Below are 16,396 nucleotides of genomic sequence, written 5' to 3'. Positions count from 1 at the left end.
CGAAGGTGCCAAGCACAACCGCACTTTGGATTTTTGTTTTTACGCATGTCGTTGCCGCAAAACCGCTGCGCAGTTTTGCACAACATGCTTTAGCGTCCCGGCACGGCCTTCAGATAGGCGGCGATCGCTTCACGATCGGAGGCCGGCAGATGGGCGATGTTCTGCTGCACATCGACCATCGAGCCGCCGACGGAATCGAAATCGGGGGTGAAGCCGGTTTCGAGGTAGCTGGCGATATCGGCCTCGCTCCAGCCGCCGATGCTCTCGGAGGCCGGGGTGATATCGGGTATGCGGCCCTTCCCTTCCGGATTGGGCGCGCCGGCAAGCCACTGATTCGCCTTGAAGCCGCCGAGCGCATCACGCGGCGTATGGCATTCGCCGCAATGGCCGGGGCCTTCGACGAGATATTGCCCGCGCTTGATCTTGTCGTCGCTCTTTGCCAGGGCGACGCGCGGCTGGTCGTTGAGATAGAGGAATTTCCAGCCGCCGAGCGCCAGCCGGATGTTGAAGGGGAACGGCAGTTCATGCGGCGGCGCCACGTTTGCGCTCTTCGGCAGGGTTTTCAGGAAGCCATAGAGATCGTTGACGTCCTTGTCGCTCATGCGGGAATAAGAGCCATAGGGAAAAGACGGATAGAGATGTTGCCCGCCCGGGCCGACGCCGCGCTTCATCGCATTGCCGAACTCGGCAAGCGTCCAGGTGCCGATGCCGGCTTTTTCATCGGGTGATATGTTCGGCACGTGGAAGGTGCCGAAAGGGCTCTTCAGTGCCAGGCCGCCTGCAAGTGTCAGCTTGGCATCGCCTTCGGACCCGGGCGCGGCATGACAGCTGACACAGCCGCCCGCCCAGAAGACCGCCTGGCCGTTTGCCGGATCCGGTGCGCCGAGACCCGCCCAATGGCTTTCCGGCAGCGGATCGGGTGCGGTGACGAGATAGAAGGCGCCTCCGCCGAGGACGGCGACGCCGATCAGACAGAGCAGTACCCGGATGAACCTGCGGACCATGCGCCGCCTCCCCTGTTGTCAATATTTCCTTGCAGATCGATCATTCGACCGGTCCGCGCAGGCGGAGAATAAGGCGATCCGCGCCGGCGACAAGGCCGGCGCGGATCCAGTACTATCTTTGCTTTGCGAAATCCCGGACGCAAAACCGCTGCACACTTTTGCTGGAATTGCTCCAGACGAAAACGGCCTATCGCTCACTTGCCGAGGCGATAGGCCTTGTGACAGCCGGCGCAATTGGCCCCGAGCGTGTTCATCGTGGCGCCGATGGCCGCAGGATCGGCCGGAAGCTGAGCCAGCGCGGTTTCGGCATCAGCGGAGAGCTTGGCGGCGCGGGCCTTGAAGTCGTCCATGTTTTCCCAGATCTTCGGGCTCGCTGCCTCGTCGCCTGTCTCCGTGCCCGGCTTGAACTGGTCGGGGAAAACCTTGGCCGTTGCGGCGATCGTCGTCAGCGCCGCCTTCACCGCTTCGGCGTCATAGGGCTTGGTGCCCTTGGCGATGGCTGCCAAGGCCCCGGCCGAACCGCCGATCTGCTTCATCAGCGCAACGCGCGAATCATGGGTTCCGTCGGCGGCGGTCACCGAACCGAAGGCCATGCCGGCCATGACTACGGCCGCAGCCGCTGCTTTCCAATTCATATTGCTCTCCCTTTTTCCTCGGCCAAGCTGGCCGATGGCCAATCTGCACCGGCAGCATGACAAAATCCATGCTTCCGGGCAGTCACGTTTTGCCGGATCATCATAAAAACAATGTGATAGGCCGTTCTCTGCTTTTATGCATGTCGTTATCCCGGAACCGCTGCACACTTCCGGGCGACATGCAGTGGCGCTCAAGCGCTTTTCCACCCCTGCCAGAGGCTGAAGGCAGAGACCGCAACCAGCAGCAGTCCGGCGAAGCGGCCGACAAAGGCCGTAACGTCAGGGTTTGCGATGAGCAGGTCGCGGCTGCGGCCGGCCGTCATCGCCAGCGTGCCGTAAATGGCGAACTGGGTGACGACGGTCATGGCGCCCATGATCAGTCCCTGCATCCAAATCGGGCCATACTCCGGTCTGAGGAACTGCGGGTAGACGGCAAACATGAAGATATAGGCTTTCGGATTGACCAGACAGGTGACGGCGCCCTGGCGGAAGGCGCGCCAGCCGGAGCGTGCGGTTCCCGGCCCGACCGCCTCGACGGTGATCGAACTGCGGATCAGCGAAAGGCCGATCCAGATCATGTAGGCAACGCCGGCAAAGAGCAGCACGTTGAAAAGCTGCGGCAGCATGGTGACGAGCACGCCGACGCCGGCCGCGCCATAGGCCGAATGCACGGCGCCGCCGGCCATGATGCCGCCGGTCGCCGCCAGCCCACGCTTGACGCCGCCGGTCAGCGAATTGGCGAGCACGAAGAGCATGTCCATGCCAGGCACGATGATGATGCCAAAGAGAAGGGTGAAGAAGAGCCAGAGGTTTTCGTGGTAGTTCATGTCAGTTACCGCCTTCAGTTCTGCGGGCCGTTTTGAAAGACCCTGATTGATTTCAATCCGATAGGCGGCTCTATACGGGAACCCAACTGACAGTGTATTGTCAGGAGCGTGGCGGATGGGAGAGGTTAAATGCGCAAGGCCTCGCGGCTTTTCGAGATCATTCAGATCCTCAGGCTGGCAAGAAAGCCGATGACGGCGGCTGTCATGGCGGAGACGCTCGAAGTGACCGTGCGCTCGATCTATCGCGACATCGCCGCCCTTCAGGCAATGCGGGTGCCGATCGAGGGCGGGCGCGGCATCGGCTACATCATGCGGCCGGGCTTCGACCTGCCGCCGCTGATGTTCTCGATCGAGGAGATGGAGGCGATCGTGCTATCGCTGGCGCTGCTCGAACGGACGGCGGACGAGGAGCTGAAGCAGGCCGCGCGCCGGGTCAACCGGAAGATATCAGGCGCCGTGCCGGCGCCGCTGCGCCAGGCGATGGACAATAAGGCGCTTTACGCCTGGGGCTCGATTGCACAGCCGGCAGGCTTCGACCTGGCGATCGTACGCCGCGCGATCCGCGACGAACGCAAGCTGATGCTCGGCTACCGCGACGAGCTCGGCCGCGCCAGCGAGCGGACAATCCGGCCGGTCGCGCTGATCTATTATTCGCAGACCGCCAATATCGTCGCCTGGTGCGAGCTGCGCCAGGCGATCCGCAATTTCCGCAGCGACCGGGTGGAGCGCTGCGCGACAGCTGAGGATTTCTTCAAAGGCGACGGCGATCGGCTGCGGGAACTGTGGACCAGTGGCTGGACGGAGAAACCAGTTGCCGTCTAGCTGCTTGCCCAAGTCGGATGGCTCAGAGCGACATGCCGCCGGAAACCTCGATGCGCTGGGCATTGACCCAACGGTTGGCATCGCTCAACAGGGAGGCGATCATCGGCCCGATATCGTCGGGCACGCCAGCGCGGCCGAGTGCGGTCATGGAGGCGACTGCACGGTTGATCTCCGGATTGTCCCGCACCATGCCGCCGCTGAAATCGGTCTCGATGGCGCCCGGGGCGACGGTGTTGACGGCAATGCCGCGGGGGCCAAGCTCCTTGGCCATGTAGCGCGTCAGCACCTCGACTGCACCCTTCATCGAGCCATAGGCCGAGGCGCCAACCATGGCCATGCGGGCAAGACCGCTGGAGAGGTTGACGATGCGGCCGCCGTCCTCGATCACCGGCAGGAGCTTCTGCGTGAGGAAGAAAACCCCCTTGAAATGCAGGTTGTAAAGCTTGTCCATCTCCGCCTCGGTCGTCTCCGATATCGGCGCGTGGTAGCTGGTGCCGGCATTGTTGACGAGAAAGTCGAAATGCTGACGACCCCAGCCCTCAAGCACCGCGCGGACACTTTCGACAAAAGTATCGAATGCCGCCACGTTGCCGGCATCGAGTTGCAGTGCGGCGGCCTTGCGGCCCAGCGCCTCGATCTCAGCGACGACCTTCTCCGCCTCGTCGCGGTTCGAGTTGTAGGTAAAGATCACATCGACGCCGCTCCTTGCCAGATTGACGACCGTATTGCGGCCAAGGCCGCGGCTTCCGCCGGTGACGATTGCGACTTTCGAGGTTGAGTTCTGGTTAGGCATTTCAGGTACTCCTGATGTTTTGACAGGCCAGTTTTATGCGCCGCAAGCCTGGAATCCTGAATGCCGAAATCCCGCAATTTCTTGCCTATTCCTCCAAACACCTTGCCCAGCCGGGTTGAGGGATTAAGATCATCCTCACCGGCGCGGCAGACCGACCCCGCGTTCATTGGAGACCAGGAATGTCCGCAGATCTGAAGAAGGCGCTCAATGGGTACATGGATGCCCATGGCGGAGGCGACGGGCTCTTTACCACCGCTATTGACGGCTTTTTCCTGATGCGTTCCAGCACTCTCTCCATGCCGAAACCGGCGATCTACCGACCGGCGCTCTGCATCATCGTCGACGGCGCCAAGCAGCTCATGTTTGGAGACCGCCTTTTCGATTACGAAGCGATGCAGGCGCTGATCATCAGCGTCGAGATGCCGGCCTTCGGACAGGTGACGAAAGCCAGTGCCGAACGGCCGATGATCGCCATCAACCTGGAACTCGACGTCACTATCCTGCGCGAGGTGCTGGAGGAGATGGATGCACCGCCGAAGGCGGCAGGCGACGGCGGGCCGGGTGTTTTCGTACAAGAATTCGGCCCCGAGCTGCAGGACTGCATACTGAGACTGATCCGGACGCTCGCGACGCCTAAAGCGATCCCAATCCTTCATCCGGCAATCATGCGAGAGATCAGTTTCTGGTTGCTTTCCGGAAAAAATGGCGATGAGATCTGCAAGCTTGCATTGCCCGACAGCCATACGCGCCGCGTGGCCGAGGCCATCTACCTGTTGCGCGGCAATTTTGCGGACGCCGTCCGGGTGGAAAAGCTTGCGGCGGCAGCCAGGATGAGCCCTTCCTCCTTCCACCAGCATTTCAAAGTGCTGACCTCGATGACGCCGCTGCAGTATCAGAAGCAATTGCGGTTGCTCGAAGCCCGGCGGCTGATGGTGACCGATGGGTTCAACGCCGCAAACGCGGCCTACCAGGTGGGTTACGAGAGCGCCTCGCAGTTCAGCCGCGAATATGCCCGCATGTTCGGCACATCACCGAAGCGCGACATCAGTGAAATGAAGGCGGTGCCGGCTGGGCCAGCAATCAGTTAGATGGAAAGCGTGCGGCTGTCCTCGCGGCCGAAGCCGCGGATTTCGATGCGGTCGGCATGAACTTCGACGATCGCGAAGGCGTTTTGCGTCTCGGTGTCGACGACGCCCTTGAAATTGACGAAGTGACAAGAGCCGGCCATGCCGTAATTGCCGACGTGGTCGTGGCCGTTGAGATAGGCGACGACATTGCTGCTGGAGGCGAGCAGCGCGACGATGCGTTCGCTATCCCACATGCCGTGCTCACCGGGCGGATGCACCGGATAGTGATTCATGACAATCACCTTCTCGCCAGCCTCGGCCGCTTTTGCGATTTCATCGCCGAGCCAGGCGAACTGCTCATCGCTCAGCGCGGCATTCCAGCGATGGGCATTCCTCGCACCTTTTGCCTGCAGCTCCGCCAGCATCTCCGCGGCAAGGGCGCGATGATGATGGCCTTCGGGCGGCGCGAAGATGCTGACCTCGTTGCCGTCGAGCACGATAAAGCGCCAGCCGTGGCGCAAGAAGCTGTAATAGGGCGACGACATGCCGAGACGCGCAGCGACGTCGGAGAGATGCCCAGAAGAGACCGAGAAATCGTGGTTGCCGAGCAGGAAGAGCGCCTCGTGCCTGAGCTTCTCATAGACCGGCAGGATATCGTCGAAGCTTGAAAAGCTGCGGTCGATGACATCGCCAAGCGTCATCACGAAGCTTAGCTCCTCGCCGTTGAAGACCTCGATCGCCGCGGCGACCTTGGCGAGGCTATTGGCATAATAGCGATCCATCGCAATATGCGGCGCGATCGCCGCATATTGCGGGTCGGCGATGATGCCGAAGCGGAACAGGAGAGAAGCAGAGGAGGACATGGGGCGTGATTAGGAGCGGCCGATGACAGGGATGTGACGGCTTCGTGTTAAAACGAAACACCCGGCGTTTGAGGCGCCGGGTGCTGAGTTCGAAGAGGCGGACGACATCGCCGCCGTGGCGGCGCGTCTGATACCGCTTACTTCGTGGCTGCTTCGTAGCGTTCCAGGACGTAGTCCCAGTTGATCAGGCTGTCGACGAAGGCCTCGAGATATTTCGGGCGGGCGTTGCGATAGTCGATGTAATAGGAGTGTTCCCAGACGTCGACGCCGAGGATCGGGGTGGCGCCGTGAACGAGCGGGTTTTCGCCGTTCGGGGTCTTGGAGATTTCGAGCTTGCCGTTCTTGACGGAAACCCAGGCCCAGCCGGAGCCGAACTGGGTGGCGCCGGCAGTGGCGAAATCGGCCTTGAACTTGTCGTAGCCGCCGAGATCGGAGGTAAAGGCCGCTTCGAGCTTGCCCGGCAGCTTGTTGCCGCCGCCGCCCTTCTTCATCCACTTCCAGAAATGGATGTGGTTGTAGTGCTGGGCCGCGTTGTTGAAGAGGCCGGCATTGGTGCCGAAGGACTTCTTGACGACGTCTTCGAGCGACAGGTCCGAAAGACCGGCTTCGGCGGCGAGCTTGTTGCCGTTGTCGACATAGGCCTTGTGGTGCTTGTCGTGGTGGAACTCCAGCGTTTCCTTCGACATGAAGGGAGCAAGCGCTTCGTAATCATAGGGAAGTTCAGGCAATTCGAAAGCCATGTCAGATCTCCTCTTGGCAATAGATTGCGTCTCGGCAGGTGAGGCGGAACATAGGAGGGGAAAGGGGGAGAGGCAACCGGCGAATTATCAAAAAACGACCGGCCGGAGGAAAATTTGCCTCAGTTGCAGGGTTGGAGTCGTGCGTAGAAATCGCCTGGGCAAATCAATGGGAATACTCGCCCCGAAAACCACTTTGCCTGTTATGGAGATCAACGGAGACCCGATATCAACAGGAATATAATCCAGCCTCTCACTGCCGCCGCACTGCTTTGCCTGGCAGGTGTGGCGCATGCCTCTTCCGATGACGCCTGGAAACAGCTCGCCGCCGACGTCGAAGCCAAATGCAAGAAGGCAGCGGTCACGATCGAGAAGCCCAGCGCCACCGTCGATCCCTTCGGCAGCTCGCATTACGGGCTTGCCCTGGTGACCGGCAAGCCGAAGGGCGCCAAGGGGCTGATCGCCCAGATCTGCGTCTACGACAAACAAAAGAAAACCGTCGAGATCGGCAGCGAGCTGGACGCCAACACGCTCGGTCTCACGCCGGCAAAATAGGCCCACTTTCAGGCTGCTCACCGTGCTGGTTTGTGCCTTGCGTCACATTTCCGCGGAACCGAAGCCTACCCTCAGGAGTTGAAAGCCTGGGCTTTAGGGAGGTGCGGCATGTCAGAGCTTCGCAGCAGGGCGGAAGATCAGCAAAAAATCTATCAGCGCTGGGCACCGGTCTATGACCGGGTCTATCGCGGCATCCTGCGCGATGGCCACCGCAAGCTTGCAGCCCTCGCCGCTGCGGCCGGCACCGACATCCTGGAGATCGGCGTCGGCACCGGCCTGACTCTCGGGCATTACCCGCACCACTGCCGGGTGACCGGCATCGACATTTCCGAACACATGATCGCGCGGGCGCGCGAAAAGGCGAAACGCGAAAAGCTTGAGCATGTGCAGGCGCTGGAGGTGATGGATGCGCATGCGCTCACCTTTGCCGACCGGTCTTTCGATGCGGTCTGCCTGCCCTTCGTCATCACGCTCATCCCCGAACCCGAACGGGCGCTGGACGAATGCGCCAGGGTGCTGAGGCCGGGCGGCGAGATCATCCTCGCCAGCAAGCTTGGCGACGGCGCCGGTCTGCAGGGCGCGATCGAGACGGCGGTGGCGCCGCTGGTGCGTCACATCGGCTGGTCCTCCGCCTTCCGCATTCACCGGATCGTCGCCTGGGCGGAGCGCCGCGGCGATTTTGCCGACGCCGATATCCTGCCGGTCTTTCCGAACGGCTTCTTCAAGATCATCCGGCTGAAGCAGCTCAGACTTGCCGGCTGAGACCGGAAATTTATTCCCCGCGTCGCGGGTTCTGCCGCATAATTCCTTAAACCGGAATCGATTTAAGGAGTTATGCGGCAATTCAAAGTGTTACAGCGTCCTTTGCGCGTCTAAAGACGCGCGGCGCTGTAATGCTACCGTTCGTCTGAGGGGACTGCATGACATCGGATATCTTCTTTTTCATCGTCGTGGGTTTCTGCGCGCAGATCGTCGACGGCGCGCTCGGCATGGCCTTCGGTGTGCTGTCGACGACGAGCCTTCTCGCCTTCGGGGTGCCGGCGGCCAATGCCAGCGCCATGACGCATGTGGCGGAAATGTTCACCACCGCCGCCTCGGGCATCTCGCATGCCTATCATCGCAACGTCGACTGGCGTCTGGTGGCGCGGCTCGCACCGGCCGGCATGATCGGCGGCGCGATCGGCGCCTATCTGCTTGCCAATATCGACGGCAAGACGATCGAGCCGTTCGTGTCGGCCTATCTGATCGCGATCGGACTGGTGATCCTCTACAAGGCCTTTCGGCCGCCGCCGAAACGGGATGTTCGCGACTGGATGGTGCCGCCAGTCGGACTTTGCGGCGGCATGCTGGATGCGATCGGCGGCGGCGGATGGGGGCCGATCGTCACCAGTTCGCTCGTCAGCCGCGGCCATGACCTGAAGCGGGTGATCGGCTCAACCAATTTCACCGAATTCGCGGTGACGCTGACGATTTCCCTGACCTTCATCCTGACGCTCGGCTGGTCGGAACTCGATTCGGCGATCGGCCTGATCATCGGCGGTGTCATTGCCGCCCCCTTCGGCGCGATCCTCGTCAAACGGCTGCCGGTGCGGCCGCTGATGGTGGCGGTGTCGATGATCATCATCGGCACTTCGGCGATACGGCTCCTGTAAAGACCGCCTCGCTAGCACTATGCGAGGATTGAAAGTGCTACAGCGCTGTAGGGTTACAGATTCCGGCCGAAATAAACATCCACGGAGGCGATCTTGTCGCCGCGGAAGCGAAAGCACTCGATGTTGCGGAAGCTGCCGCCATCCCATTTTTCGGCACGGTAGCGGACGACCGCCTCATCGCCGTCGATCGCCAGGAATTCGATGTCAAAGCCCCGGAAGACCGGCTCCTTCGGCCAGCAACGCTCGAAATAGGTCGCCCGGTCGATGTGGTCGTCACGCGGACTGGAGAAGGTGAAATCCTCCGTCAACATGGCGCCGACGATATCCTTGCGATCGTCGAGATAGGCGGCGTAAAGATGACGGACGGTCTGCTCTCGGGATGTGCGCATGTCGCTCATGGCAATGTCCTTGGATTAACCGATTGCATCATGCAATCAGTCTTGTTCTAGCACTTTTGCCGGAGAGGGTCCAGATTGCGGCTCTCATTTCCAAAGACAGGTCACCGATGCGAAAGCGCCGTCTTGAAGGATGGGCCATAGCGCGGTTATATCAGCTTGTGCCCGCCCTGGAACGGCGAGCGCATGCACCGCCACGGCCTATGCGCTCGACCTCGAAAAGCTCGATCTTCAGGACAGTTTTACTGCGCCGATCTTCTCGCCGCGGCAAAAGGCACAGCACTTCATCAGGCGCGGCGGAACCCGCGCTTGCCGCATATTTCCTCAAATCGGAACCGATTTTAGGAAATATGCAGATTTCAAAGTGTTACAGCGTCCTTTGCGCGCCTTAAAAGACGCGCGGCGCTGTAGAATCAATGCCGGGGCCGAGAGAATGACCGATACGCAGTGGGACGCCAGCGCCAGGCCGGGCTCGATCTACTGGAAGCGCAATCTCACCATCTCGCTGATCGGCTCCTTCACCACGATCGTGGCGATGACGCTGCTGCTTCCCTTCCTGCCGCTTTATGTCGAGGAACTCGGTGTCAGCGACCATGCTGATATCGTGCAATGGTCGGGCATCGCCTATGGCGCCACCTTCTTTGCCGCGGCTCTCGTCGCGCCGCTGTGGGGCCGGCTCGGCGATATTTACGGCCGCAAGCTGATGCTGGTGCGCGCCAGCCTCGGCATGACGCTGGCAATCTCGCTGATGGGCATGGCCGGCAATGTCTGGCAGCTGGTGGCGCTGCGCCTCTTCGTCGGGCTTGCCGGCGGTTACGCCTCCGGCTCGATGGTGCTGGTGGCGACGCAGACGCCGAAGGACCGCTCGGCCCGGGCGCTTGGCGTGCTCTCTTCCGGCATCATGGCCGGCAATCTCGTCGGGCCGCTGATCGGCGGGGCGCTGCCACCCATCATCGGCATCCGCGGCACGTTCCTCGCCGCCGGCGGCATGATCTTTCTCGCCTTCCTCGCCACAGCCTTCCTGATCAAGGAAGAGAAATCACCGGCCCGCAAGCAGGCGGCCAAGGCCAGCGGCGGCTGGAAATCCATTGCCGACAAGCGGCCCGTCATCGCCATGCTGGCGACCGGCATGCTCTTGATGTTTGCGAATATGTCGATCGAGCCGATCATCACCGTCTATGTCGCGCAGCTCGTGCCCGTCGAATCCCAGGTGACGATGATATCGGGCGTCGTCATGTCGGCGGCCGCCCTCGGCAGCATTCTGTCGGCCTCATGGCTCGGCAAACTCGCAGACAGGATCGGCCACTGGCCGGTGATTTCAGGCGCGCTTGCCGTCGCCGGGCTATTGCTGATCCCGCAGGCCTTCGTCACCAGTTCCTGGCAGCTGATCATCCTGCGCTTCCTGATGGGCGCAGCACTCGGCGGGCTTCTGCCCTGCATCGCCGCCGTCATCCGCCACAGCGTGCCGGATAGTGCGGCCGGCAGCATTCTCGGACTTTCGATTTCCTCGCAATATGTCGGCCAGGTGGCCGGCCCCATTCTTGGCGGTTTTGTCGGCGGGCATATCGGCATGCGGGCGGTGTTCCTCGGCACCTCCGTGCTGCTTCTCGGCGGCGCGGCCTATGCCTGGATCGTGCGGCCGAGGGGCGCGGAGACTCGGGACTCGACCTAAGGATTATTGGCGCTTCCGCAGATCAGCTCGACGCCCGACCGGGCAATCGCTTCCAGCGTCTCGCGGCTGTCGCCGGCGCGGGCGCGGACGGCGAGCGAATGCATGACGGCGGAGGCGAGCCTGGCAAGCATCTGCGGATCGGCGCTTTCCGGAAGCTCGCCCCTTTCCACGCCAAGGCGCATGCGCTTTTCGATCTCATCGTCGAAATCGTTGAGGCTGCGGCCGAGCACCTCGCGGACGCGCTCATGCTGGACCGCCTCGACCGATGCCGTGCCGATCAGCAAACAGCCGCGGGCGGCGGTTTCACCATGCAGATAGATCGCCAGCGCACCGGCATAGACGCGGGCAATATTGTCGCGCAGCGGCAGTGACGGGTCGAGCGCCTCGGCAAGCGTATTCATGCCGTCCTGCCGATAGCCCTCCAGCGTATCGAGATAGAGATCCTCCTTGTCGCCGAAGGCGCCGTAAAGGCTCGGGCGGTTGAGGTTGGTCGCAGCACTCAGATTGTCGAGCGAGGCGGCGGCAAACCCCCTGTCCCAGAAGACATCTCGTGCCTTTCCAAGCGCCGCCTTGGCGTCGAAGGCCCTCGGGCGGCCGCGCTTCTTCTCGTCTTTCATATTTTGTACCGTTTCGCATTAAATTCTTGACGATAGTTATTTTATGCGAAACAGTACAGATGTTCAACGCCATCGACGGGCGGTATCGACCGCCTCCACGAGGAGAGGAAATCCGCAATGAAACTTTACATGCATGCCGCGGCCTGCTCGCTTTCACCGCACATCATCTGCCGGGAGCTGGGCCTCGATATCGAGCTCATCCAGGTCGACCGGCAAACCCACAGGACGAGCACCGGCGAGGATTACCTCGCGATCAACGGCAACGGCTATGTGCCGGCGCTGATGCTCGACGACGGCAAGGTGCTGACCGAGGGGCCGGCCATCGTGCAGTTCCTCGCCGACAGCGTGCCCGAAGGGGCAGCCTTGTTGCCTGAGGTCGGCAACATCCGGCGCAACGAGGTGCAATCCTATCTCAACTTCATCACCGCCGAACTGCACAAGCCGATGGTGCTGCTCTTCAATCCGACCTATTCCAGTGTTCATGGGGAGGTCCGCGCGCTGATATCGAAGCGGCTCACCTGGCTGAACGGCCGACTTGCCGGACCCTATCTCACCGGCGATGCCTTTACCGTGGCGGACGCCTATCTCTTCGTCTGCCTTAACTGGTCGCCCTGGACCGATATCGATCTCAAGCAATGGCCGGCGCTGCACGGCTTCATGGCCCTCGTGGCGGCACGGCCGAAGGTGCGCGAGGCGCTGCAGGCCGAAGATCTCGAGGCCTTCGATGCCGACGGCGTCTATTTCGCGCCGCACGCCTATCTCGCTTCATCAGGACGGACGGGCGAGCCGGTCAGGCCATAAACCCCGGGTCGCGCCCGCGCGCATCCCGCGCTTCGACGACCTTCAGAGCGCGCTGACAGCCACCGGCAAAGCGCGCTTGTGGGCGGTCGCACGATAGGCGGCGAGGATGCGGCGGCGGGCGATCTCGCCGACCGGTTTGCCTTCGAGGAAATCGTCGATCTCGTCATAGCTGACGCCATAGGCCTCCTCGTCGGGGCGCAATGGGCGCTGGTCCTCGAGATCGGCGGTCGGCACCTTGAACACCAGCTCGTCCGGGGCGCCGAGCCGCTTTGCCAGCAGACGGACGCGGCGCTTGTTGAGGCCGGCGAGCGGCAGGATATCGGCTGCGCCATCGCCGAACTTGGTGAAGAAGCCCATGACCGCTTCGGCCGCATGATCGGTGCCGATGACGAGGCTGCCAAGCGCTCCGGCCAGGGCAAACTGGGCGATCATGCGCTGGCGCGCCTTGATATTGCCGAGGATGAAATCCTGCCGGCCGGCATCGGCAAAGGCGAGGCCGCCGTCCTGTGCGGCGGCAAGCATCGCATCCGCCGGCGCCTTGATGTTGACCACCATCGAGCGGTCGGCGCCGATCGTTTCCAGCGCCTTCACCGCATCGGCCTCATCTGCCTGGACACCATAGGGAAGACGCACGGCGATGAATTCGGCCGCATGGCCGCTGTCACGCAGCTCGCGCACCGCCTTCTGAGCCAGCAGCGCCGCCGTCAGCGAATCGACACCGCCGCTGATGCCGAGGACGTAGCCGCGCATGCCGGAGGCGACGAGATAATCCTTGAGGAAAGCGGTTCGCCGTTCGATCTCCCGCTCAGGGTCGATATCGGCGGCGACGCCCAGTTCGCGGATGATCTCGCCTTGTTCGTCGAACAGCACCGTCATAAGCCTCTTCCTCCCCGCTTACGGAATTTCGGCGCCACTATGGCGAAAAGATGGGGGAAGACGAAGCCGTTTAGGGCAGACCTGCCATGCATTTTATGCAAGTGGCCTGTCTGAGCCCGGCAGGGCAGAGGGGGTGGGTTTGCACCTACCGCAAGATCGTGAACAGCTCGACCGGATCGGCAAAACCCTTCAGCCTGTGCGCCCCGACCGACACCACATCCCCTGCCCCCGCTTCCTCGCGAAACGGCGCCGACATCAGCAGGGCCTCTCCCAGTTCGCTGCAGGCGGTCTGGATGCGGCTGACCAGATTGACGTCGCCGCCGATCAGGGTGAAATCGAGGCGGCGGCCGGAGCCGACATTGCCGTAGCTGACCTCGCCGTAATGCAGGGCGATACCGGCTTTGACTCCGATGCCCTCATACTGGAAATGGTCGATCTCATCGAGGATGGCGCGGGTCGATGCCAGGGCCGCGCCGCAGGAATGGGCGGCATCGTAACCCGGGAAGAAGGCGAGCACGGCGTCGCCCATGAACTTCAGCACCTCGCCGCCCTCGCGGGTGATGGCCGGCACGATCCTGTCGAAATAGGCGTTCAGCATGCCGAGCACGGTGCTGCCGGGCAGCCGGTTCGATAATTCGGTGAAGCCGCGCAGATCGCAGAGCAGCAGAGCTGCTTCCATCGATTCGATCTCATCGCGGCGGATGCGGCCGGCCAGAATGCGGCTTGCCGTCAGCGGGCCGATATAGGTATCGAGCAGGCTGAGCTCGACCTGGCGCAGAATGCGCAGCTCGCTGGTGTTGCGCAGCGCCGGCAGGATGCGCTCGATCACCTGACGCTCGGGGACGGTGAAGCCGCCCGGCCGCTTCGTGCCGAAGACGGCGGCGCTGACCGGGCCGTCGACATTGCAGAGCGGCGCGATGACGAGCTGCATCAGGCCGCGATCGGCAAAGACATCGATATGCTGCCAGCGGCCATGCACGCTTTCTCTGGTATCGACGACCAGCGGTTCGCGGGTCTCCATGACCTTGCGCAGCGGCGTATTGGCGATGGCGACGCGCGCACCGTGCTCCCGGTCGTGGATCTCGACCGGCTCGCCCGGCGCCCAGGCGATGGTGCGGCCGATGAATTCGGGATGCAGCGTCATCAGATGCAGGGTCAACCGGTCAACCGGCAGGCCGAGCGCCTGAAGCCGGCGGCCGAGGCCGGAGACGAGCCCCGCTTCGTCGAGCGCGTGGCATTCGTCGCCGGAGAGCCATTCGATGATCGAGAGCAGTGCGCCGATGCTGACGGCATGGCCGACAGCCTTGGGCTGGAGCCTGTCGGCATCGGGAGCATAGATCGCTGACGTCATGGCTTTCTCCTCCTTGAGGGTCGCGCGGCGCTAGTGGGCGCCGCCGCCGGAGAGTTGACCGGGTTTTTTCAGAAGCAGAGTTGCAAGCAGGGCGACGACGAGGGCGACGCCGAGCAGGAAGAAGGTGTCGCTGAAGGCCATGATATTGGCCTGCTTGCGTATTTTGAGCGCGATGGCGACGACGGCCTTGTGGCCGGCGAGCGCCTGATCGCTGACGCCGTGGTTCATGAAATAGCCGGTGAGCCTGGCGATACGATCGCGGGTGGCTTCCTCGAAGACCGAGACCGAGTGGGTCAGGATGTTCGAGTGGAACTGTTCGCGCTTCGACAGGAAGGTCTGCAGCGAGGCGATGCCGACGGCGCCGCCGAGATTGCGCATCATGTTGAAGAGCGCGGAAGCCGAACCGGCATTCTCCTGCTCGATGCCGGCGGTGGCGATTGCCGAGAGCGGTGTGAAGACGAGCGCCTGACCGATCGCGCGGACGATGTTCGGCCAGAACAGCTGATCGCTCGCATAATCGCCGGTCATGTGCACGTTCATGAAGTTCGAGGCGGCGAAGAGGGCAAAGCCGACGATGATCAGCAAGCGCACATCGAAACGCTTCATCAGCCGCGGCACCAGCGGGATCAGCAGCAGCTGCGGGATGCCGGTCCAGGCGAGAACCATGCCGATCTGCTCGGAATTATAGCCCTGGATGCGAGCCAGATAGATCGGCAGCACGAAGACCGAGCCGTAAAGCGCAATGCCGAGCAGGAAATTGGCGACGATGCCGAAGCCGAAATTGCGGCGCACCAGCAGGCGCAGGTTCAAGAGCGGATTGGCGGTCTTCAGCTCGATGATCAGGAACAGCGTCAGCGAGACGGCGGCGATAACAGACAGGCGGACGATGAAATCGGAGCCGAACCAGTCTTCCTTGTTGCCCTCTTCCAGCACGGTCTGCAGGGCCGCCAGGCCGATCGCCATGGTGACGATACCAGGCCAGTCGCCCTTGGCGAGCAGCTTCAGGTCCATCGGTGCGCGGTCGAGCGAGGCCCAGAGCAGGCCGACCATCAGCGCACCGGGCACCAGGTTGACATAGAAGATATGTTCCCAGCCCCAGTTCTCGGTGAGATAACCGCCGATCGTCGGGCCGATCGCCGGTGCGAAGGTGGCAGACAGGGCAAAGAGGGCAAGGCCGACCGGTTGCTTGGCCTTGGGCAGCAGCGTGATGATGATGGTGAAGGCCATCGGGATCAGCACGCCGCCGGAAAAGCCCTGAACGGCGCGCAGGATGATCATCTGCTGCAGATTGGCCGCGAAGGCGCAGGCAACAGAAAAGATCAGGAAGAGGATGGCGTTGGTGAGCAGGTAATTGCGGAGCGAGAAGACGCGCGCCAGCCAGGCGCTGAGCGGAATGACGACGATCTCGGCGATCAGATAGGAGGTCGAAATCCAGCCGCCGTCATCGGTGCCGGCGCCGATCGCGCCCTGGATATCGGCAAGCGAGGCATTGACGATCTGGATATTGAGGACCGCCATGAAAGCGCCGAGCGTCGAACCGACAACGGCAGCCCACATGCGCAGCGGGCTCATGGCGGCAGGTGCCGCGGGGGCCGCCAGCGCATTGCCGTTTGCGGCGATCTGAAGAGTGGCCATGGCTTATCTCCTTCCAGCTCTCGCGGGAAACTTTCTCATGACGGGGTCCGGGTGATCATTCAGGAACGATCGGGATCAATTCGGGAATGATCGG

Annotated in this window: 18 protein-coding genes; 7 read left to right on the top strand and 11 right to left on the bottom strand. The window is 62.3% G+C overall.

Going from position 1 to position 16,396, the window contains the following annotated elements:
• Window positions 1-89: 89 nt before the first annotated feature.
• From RL_RS07020 to RL_RS07010, 3 genes are all read right to left on the bottom strand, one after another.
• Window positions 90-1,004 (bottom strand): cytochrome c, encoded by a 915-nt coding sequence (locus tag RL_RS07020; RefSeq protein WP_011651059.1) that lies wholly within the window; start codon window positions 1,002-1,004, stop codon window positions 90-92.
• 194 nt (window positions 1,005-1,198) lie between these two features.
• Window positions 1,199-1,639: a c-type cytochrome gene (locus RL_RS07015; RefSeq protein ID WP_011651058.1), complete on the bottom strand. Its 441-nt coding sequence runs from the start codon at window positions 1,637-1,639 to the stop codon at window positions 1,199-1,201.
• A gap of 191 nt (window positions 1,640-1,830) precedes the next feature.
• Entirely contained in the window at window positions 1,831-2,466 is a 636-nt protein-coding gene (locus tag RL_RS07010; RefSeq protein ID WP_011651057.1) for a LysE family translocator, read from the bottom strand.
• A 129-nt stretch (window positions 2,467-2,595) separates the two neighbouring features.
• Between RL_RS07010 and RL_RS07005 the strand changes: the two genes are divergently transcribed.
• Window positions 2,596-3,288 (top strand): helix-turn-helix transcriptional regulator, encoded by a 693-nt coding sequence (locus RL_RS07005; protein WP_011651056.1) that lies wholly within the window; start codon window positions 2,596-2,598, stop codon window positions 3,286-3,288.
• 22 nt (window positions 3,289-3,310) lie between these two features.
• On the opposite strand, the gene RL_RS07000 is transcribed toward RL_RS07005, so the two are convergent.
• Window positions 3,311-4,081, bottom strand: coding sequence for an SDR family NAD(P)-dependent oxidoreductase (locus RL_RS07000; RefSeq protein ID WP_011651055.1), 771 nt, complete (start codon window positions 4,079-4,081; stop codon window positions 3,311-3,313).
• Between the two features lie 179 nt (window positions 4,082-4,260).
• Here RL_RS07000 and RL_RS06995 point away from each other — a divergent pair, with 179 nt between their 5' ends.
• Window positions 4,261-5,169, top strand: coding sequence for an AraC family transcriptional regulator (locus tag RL_RS06995; protein WP_011651054.1), 909 nt, complete (start codon window positions 4,261-4,263; stop codon window positions 5,167-5,169).
• Here the strand turns inward: RL_RS06995 and RL_RS06990 are convergent.
• Both RL_RS06990 and RL_RS06985 read right to left on the bottom strand, forming a co-directional pair.
• Window positions 5,166-6,011: a metallophosphoesterase gene (locus RL_RS06990; RefSeq protein ID WP_011651053.1), complete on the bottom strand. Its 846-nt coding sequence runs from the start codon at window positions 6,009-6,011 to the stop codon at window positions 5,166-5,168. The two genes, RL_RS06995 and RL_RS06990, sit on opposite strands and share 4 nt — an antisense overlap.
• Window positions 6,012-6,148: 137 nt before the next feature.
• Window positions 6,149-6,751 carry a superoxide dismutase gene (locus RL_RS06985; RefSeq protein WP_003546549.1) on the bottom strand — a complete coding sequence of 201 codons (603 nt, stop codon included), beginning with the start codon at window positions 6,749-6,751 and terminating at the stop codon, window positions 6,149-6,151.
• Window positions 6,752-6,976: 225 nt separating this feature from the next.
• Here RL_RS06985 and RL_RS06980 point away from each other — a divergent pair, with 225 nt between their 5' ends.
• From RL_RS06980 to RL_RS06970, 3 genes are all read left to right on the top strand, one after another.
• Window positions 6,977-7,303 (top strand): hypothetical protein, encoded by a 327-nt coding sequence (locus tag RL_RS06980; RefSeq protein WP_028741557.1) that lies wholly within the window; start codon window positions 6,977-6,979, stop codon window positions 7,301-7,303.
• A 108-nt stretch (window positions 7,304-7,411) separates the two neighbouring features.
• On the top strand, window positions 7,412-8,065 hold the full coding sequence (locus RL_RS06975; protein ID WP_011651052.1) for a class I SAM-dependent methyltransferase: 654 nt from the start codon (window positions 7,412-7,414) through the stop codon (window positions 8,063-8,065).
• 158 nt (window positions 8,066-8,223) lie between these two features.
• Window positions 8,224-8,955, top strand: coding sequence for a sulfite exporter TauE/SafE family protein (locus RL_RS06970; protein ID WP_003546546.1), 732 nt, complete (start codon window positions 8,224-8,226; stop codon window positions 8,953-8,955).
• A gap of 53 nt (window positions 8,956-9,008) precedes the next feature.
• Here RL_RS06970 and RL_RS06965 read toward each other — a convergent pair whose 3' ends face one another.
• Window positions 9,009-9,353, bottom strand: coding sequence for a nuclear transport factor 2 family protein (locus RL_RS06965; protein WP_011651051.1), 345 nt, complete (start codon window positions 9,351-9,353; stop codon window positions 9,009-9,011).
• 430 nt (window positions 9,354-9,783) lie between these two features.
• Here RL_RS06965 and RL_RS06960 point away from each other — a divergent pair, with 430 nt between their 5' ends.
• On the top strand, window positions 9,784-11,022 hold the full coding sequence (locus tag RL_RS06960; RefSeq protein WP_011651050.1) for a multidrug efflux MFS transporter: 1,239 nt from the start codon (window positions 9,784-9,786) through the stop codon (window positions 11,020-11,022).
• On the opposite strand, the gene RL_RS06955 is transcribed toward RL_RS06960, so the two are convergent.
• Complete coding sequence (locus tag RL_RS06955) at window positions 11,019-11,639, bottom strand: TetR/AcrR family transcriptional regulator (RefSeq protein ID WP_011651049.1); 621 nt, start codon at window positions 11,637-11,639, stop codon at window positions 11,019-11,021. The two genes, RL_RS06960 and RL_RS06955, sit on opposite strands and share 4 nt — an antisense overlap.
• Window positions 11,640-11,756: 117 nt before the next feature.
• Between RL_RS06955 and gstA the strand changes: the two genes are divergently transcribed.
• Entirely contained in the window at window positions 11,757-12,440 is a 684-nt protein-coding gene (gene gstA / locus RL_RS06950) for a glutathione transferase GstA (RefSeq protein WP_011651048.1), read from the top strand.
• 42 nt (window positions 12,441-12,482) lie between these two features.
• Here gstA and nadE read toward each other — a convergent pair whose 3' ends face one another.
• From nadE to RL_RS06935, 3 genes are all read right to left on the bottom strand, one after another.
• Window positions 12,483-13,316: an ammonia-dependent NAD(+) synthetase gene (gene nadE / locus RL_RS06945; protein ID WP_011651047.1), complete on the bottom strand. Its 834-nt coding sequence runs from the start codon at window positions 13,314-13,316 to the stop codon at window positions 12,483-12,485.
• A gap of 145 nt (window positions 13,317-13,461) precedes the next feature.
• Complete coding sequence (locus RL_RS06940; protein WP_011651046.1) at window positions 13,462-14,667, bottom strand: adenylate/guanylate cyclase domain-containing protein; 1,206 nt, start codon at window positions 14,665-14,667, stop codon at window positions 13,462-13,464.
• 30 nt (window positions 14,668-14,697) lie between these two features.
• Entirely contained in the window at window positions 14,698-16,302 is a 1,605-nt protein-coding gene (locus RL_RS06935; protein WP_011651045.1) for an MDR family MFS transporter, read from the bottom strand.
• Window positions 16,303-16,396 lie beyond the last annotated feature (94 nt).

The organism is Rhizobium johnstonii 3841, from assembly GCF_000009265.1.
GTDB lineage: Bacteria > Pseudomonadota > Alphaproteobacteria > Rhizobiales > Rhizobiaceae > Rhizobium > Rhizobium acaciae.
This window is presented reverse-complemented; position numbering and strand designations above follow the sequence as displayed.

What these genes read in the sequence shown, in the direction of transcription:
- RL_RS06940 (WP_011651046.1), bottom strand. Translation starts at nt 14,667, where the DNA reads ATGACGTCAGCGATCTATGCTCCCGATGCCGACAGGCTCCAGCCCAAG.
- RL_RS06955 (WP_011651049.1), bottom strand. Translation starts at nt 11,639, where the DNA reads ATGAAAGACGAGAAGAAGCGCGGCCGCCCGAGGGCCTTCGACGCCAAG.
- RL_RS06960 (WP_011651050.1), top strand. Translation starts at nt 9,784, where the DNA reads ATGACCGATACGCAGTGGGACGCCAGCGCCAGGCCGGGCTCGATCTAC.
- RL_RS06985 (WP_003546549.1), bottom strand. Translation starts at nt 6,751, where the DNA reads ATGGCTTTCGAATTGCCTGAACTTCCCTATGATTACGAAGCGCTTGCT.
- RL_RS06975 (WP_011651052.1), top strand. Translation starts at nt 7,412, where the DNA reads ATGTCAGAGCTTCGCAGCAGGGCGGAAGATCAGCAAAAAATCTATCAG.
- gstA (WP_011651048.1), top strand. Translation starts at nt 11,757, where the DNA reads ATGAAACTTTACATGCATGCCGCGGCCTGCTCGCTTTCACCGCACATC.
- RL_RS07010 (WP_011651057.1), bottom strand. Translation starts at nt 2,466, where the DNA reads ATGAACTACCACGAAAACCTCTGGCTCTTCTTCACCCTTCTCTTTGGC.
- RL_RS07020 (WP_011651059.1), bottom strand. Translation starts at nt 1,004, where the DNA reads ATGGTCCGCAGGTTCATCCGGGTACTGCTCTGTCTGATCGGCGTCGCC.
- RL_RS06965 (WP_011651051.1), bottom strand. Translation starts at nt 9,353, where the DNA reads ATGAGCGACATGCGCACATCCCGAGAGCAGACCGTCCGTCATCTTTAC.
- RL_RS06935 (WP_011651045.1), bottom strand. Translation starts at nt 16,302, where the DNA reads ATGGCCACTCTTCAGATCGCCGCAAACGGCAATGCGCTGGCGGCCCCC.
- RL_RS06990 (WP_011651053.1), bottom strand. Translation starts at nt 6,011, where the DNA reads ATGTCCTCCTCTGCTTCTCTCCTGTTCCGCTTCGGCATCATCGCCGAC.
- RL_RS07015 (WP_011651058.1), bottom strand. Translation starts at nt 1,639, where the DNA reads ATGAATTGGAAAGCAGCGGCTGCGGCCGTAGTCATGGCCGGCATGGCC.
- RL_RS07005 (WP_011651056.1), top strand. Translation starts at nt 2,596, where the DNA reads ATGCGCAAGGCCTCGCGGCTTTTCGAGATCATTCAGATCCTCAGGCTG.
- RL_RS07000 (WP_011651055.1), bottom strand. Translation starts at nt 4,081, where the DNA reads ATGCCTAACCAGAACTCAACCTCGAAAGTCGCAATCGTCACCGGCGGA.
- RL_RS06995 (WP_011651054.1), top strand. Translation starts at nt 4,261, where the DNA reads ATGTCCGCAGATCTGAAGAAGGCGCTCAATGGGTACATGGATGCCCAT.
- RL_RS06970 (WP_003546546.1), top strand. Translation starts at nt 8,224, where the DNA reads ATGACATCGGATATCTTCTTTTTCATCGTCGTGGGTTTCTGCGCGCAG.
- nadE (WP_011651047.1), bottom strand. Translation starts at nt 13,316, where the DNA reads ATGACGGTGCTGTTCGACGAACAAGGCGAGATCATCCGCGAACTGGGC.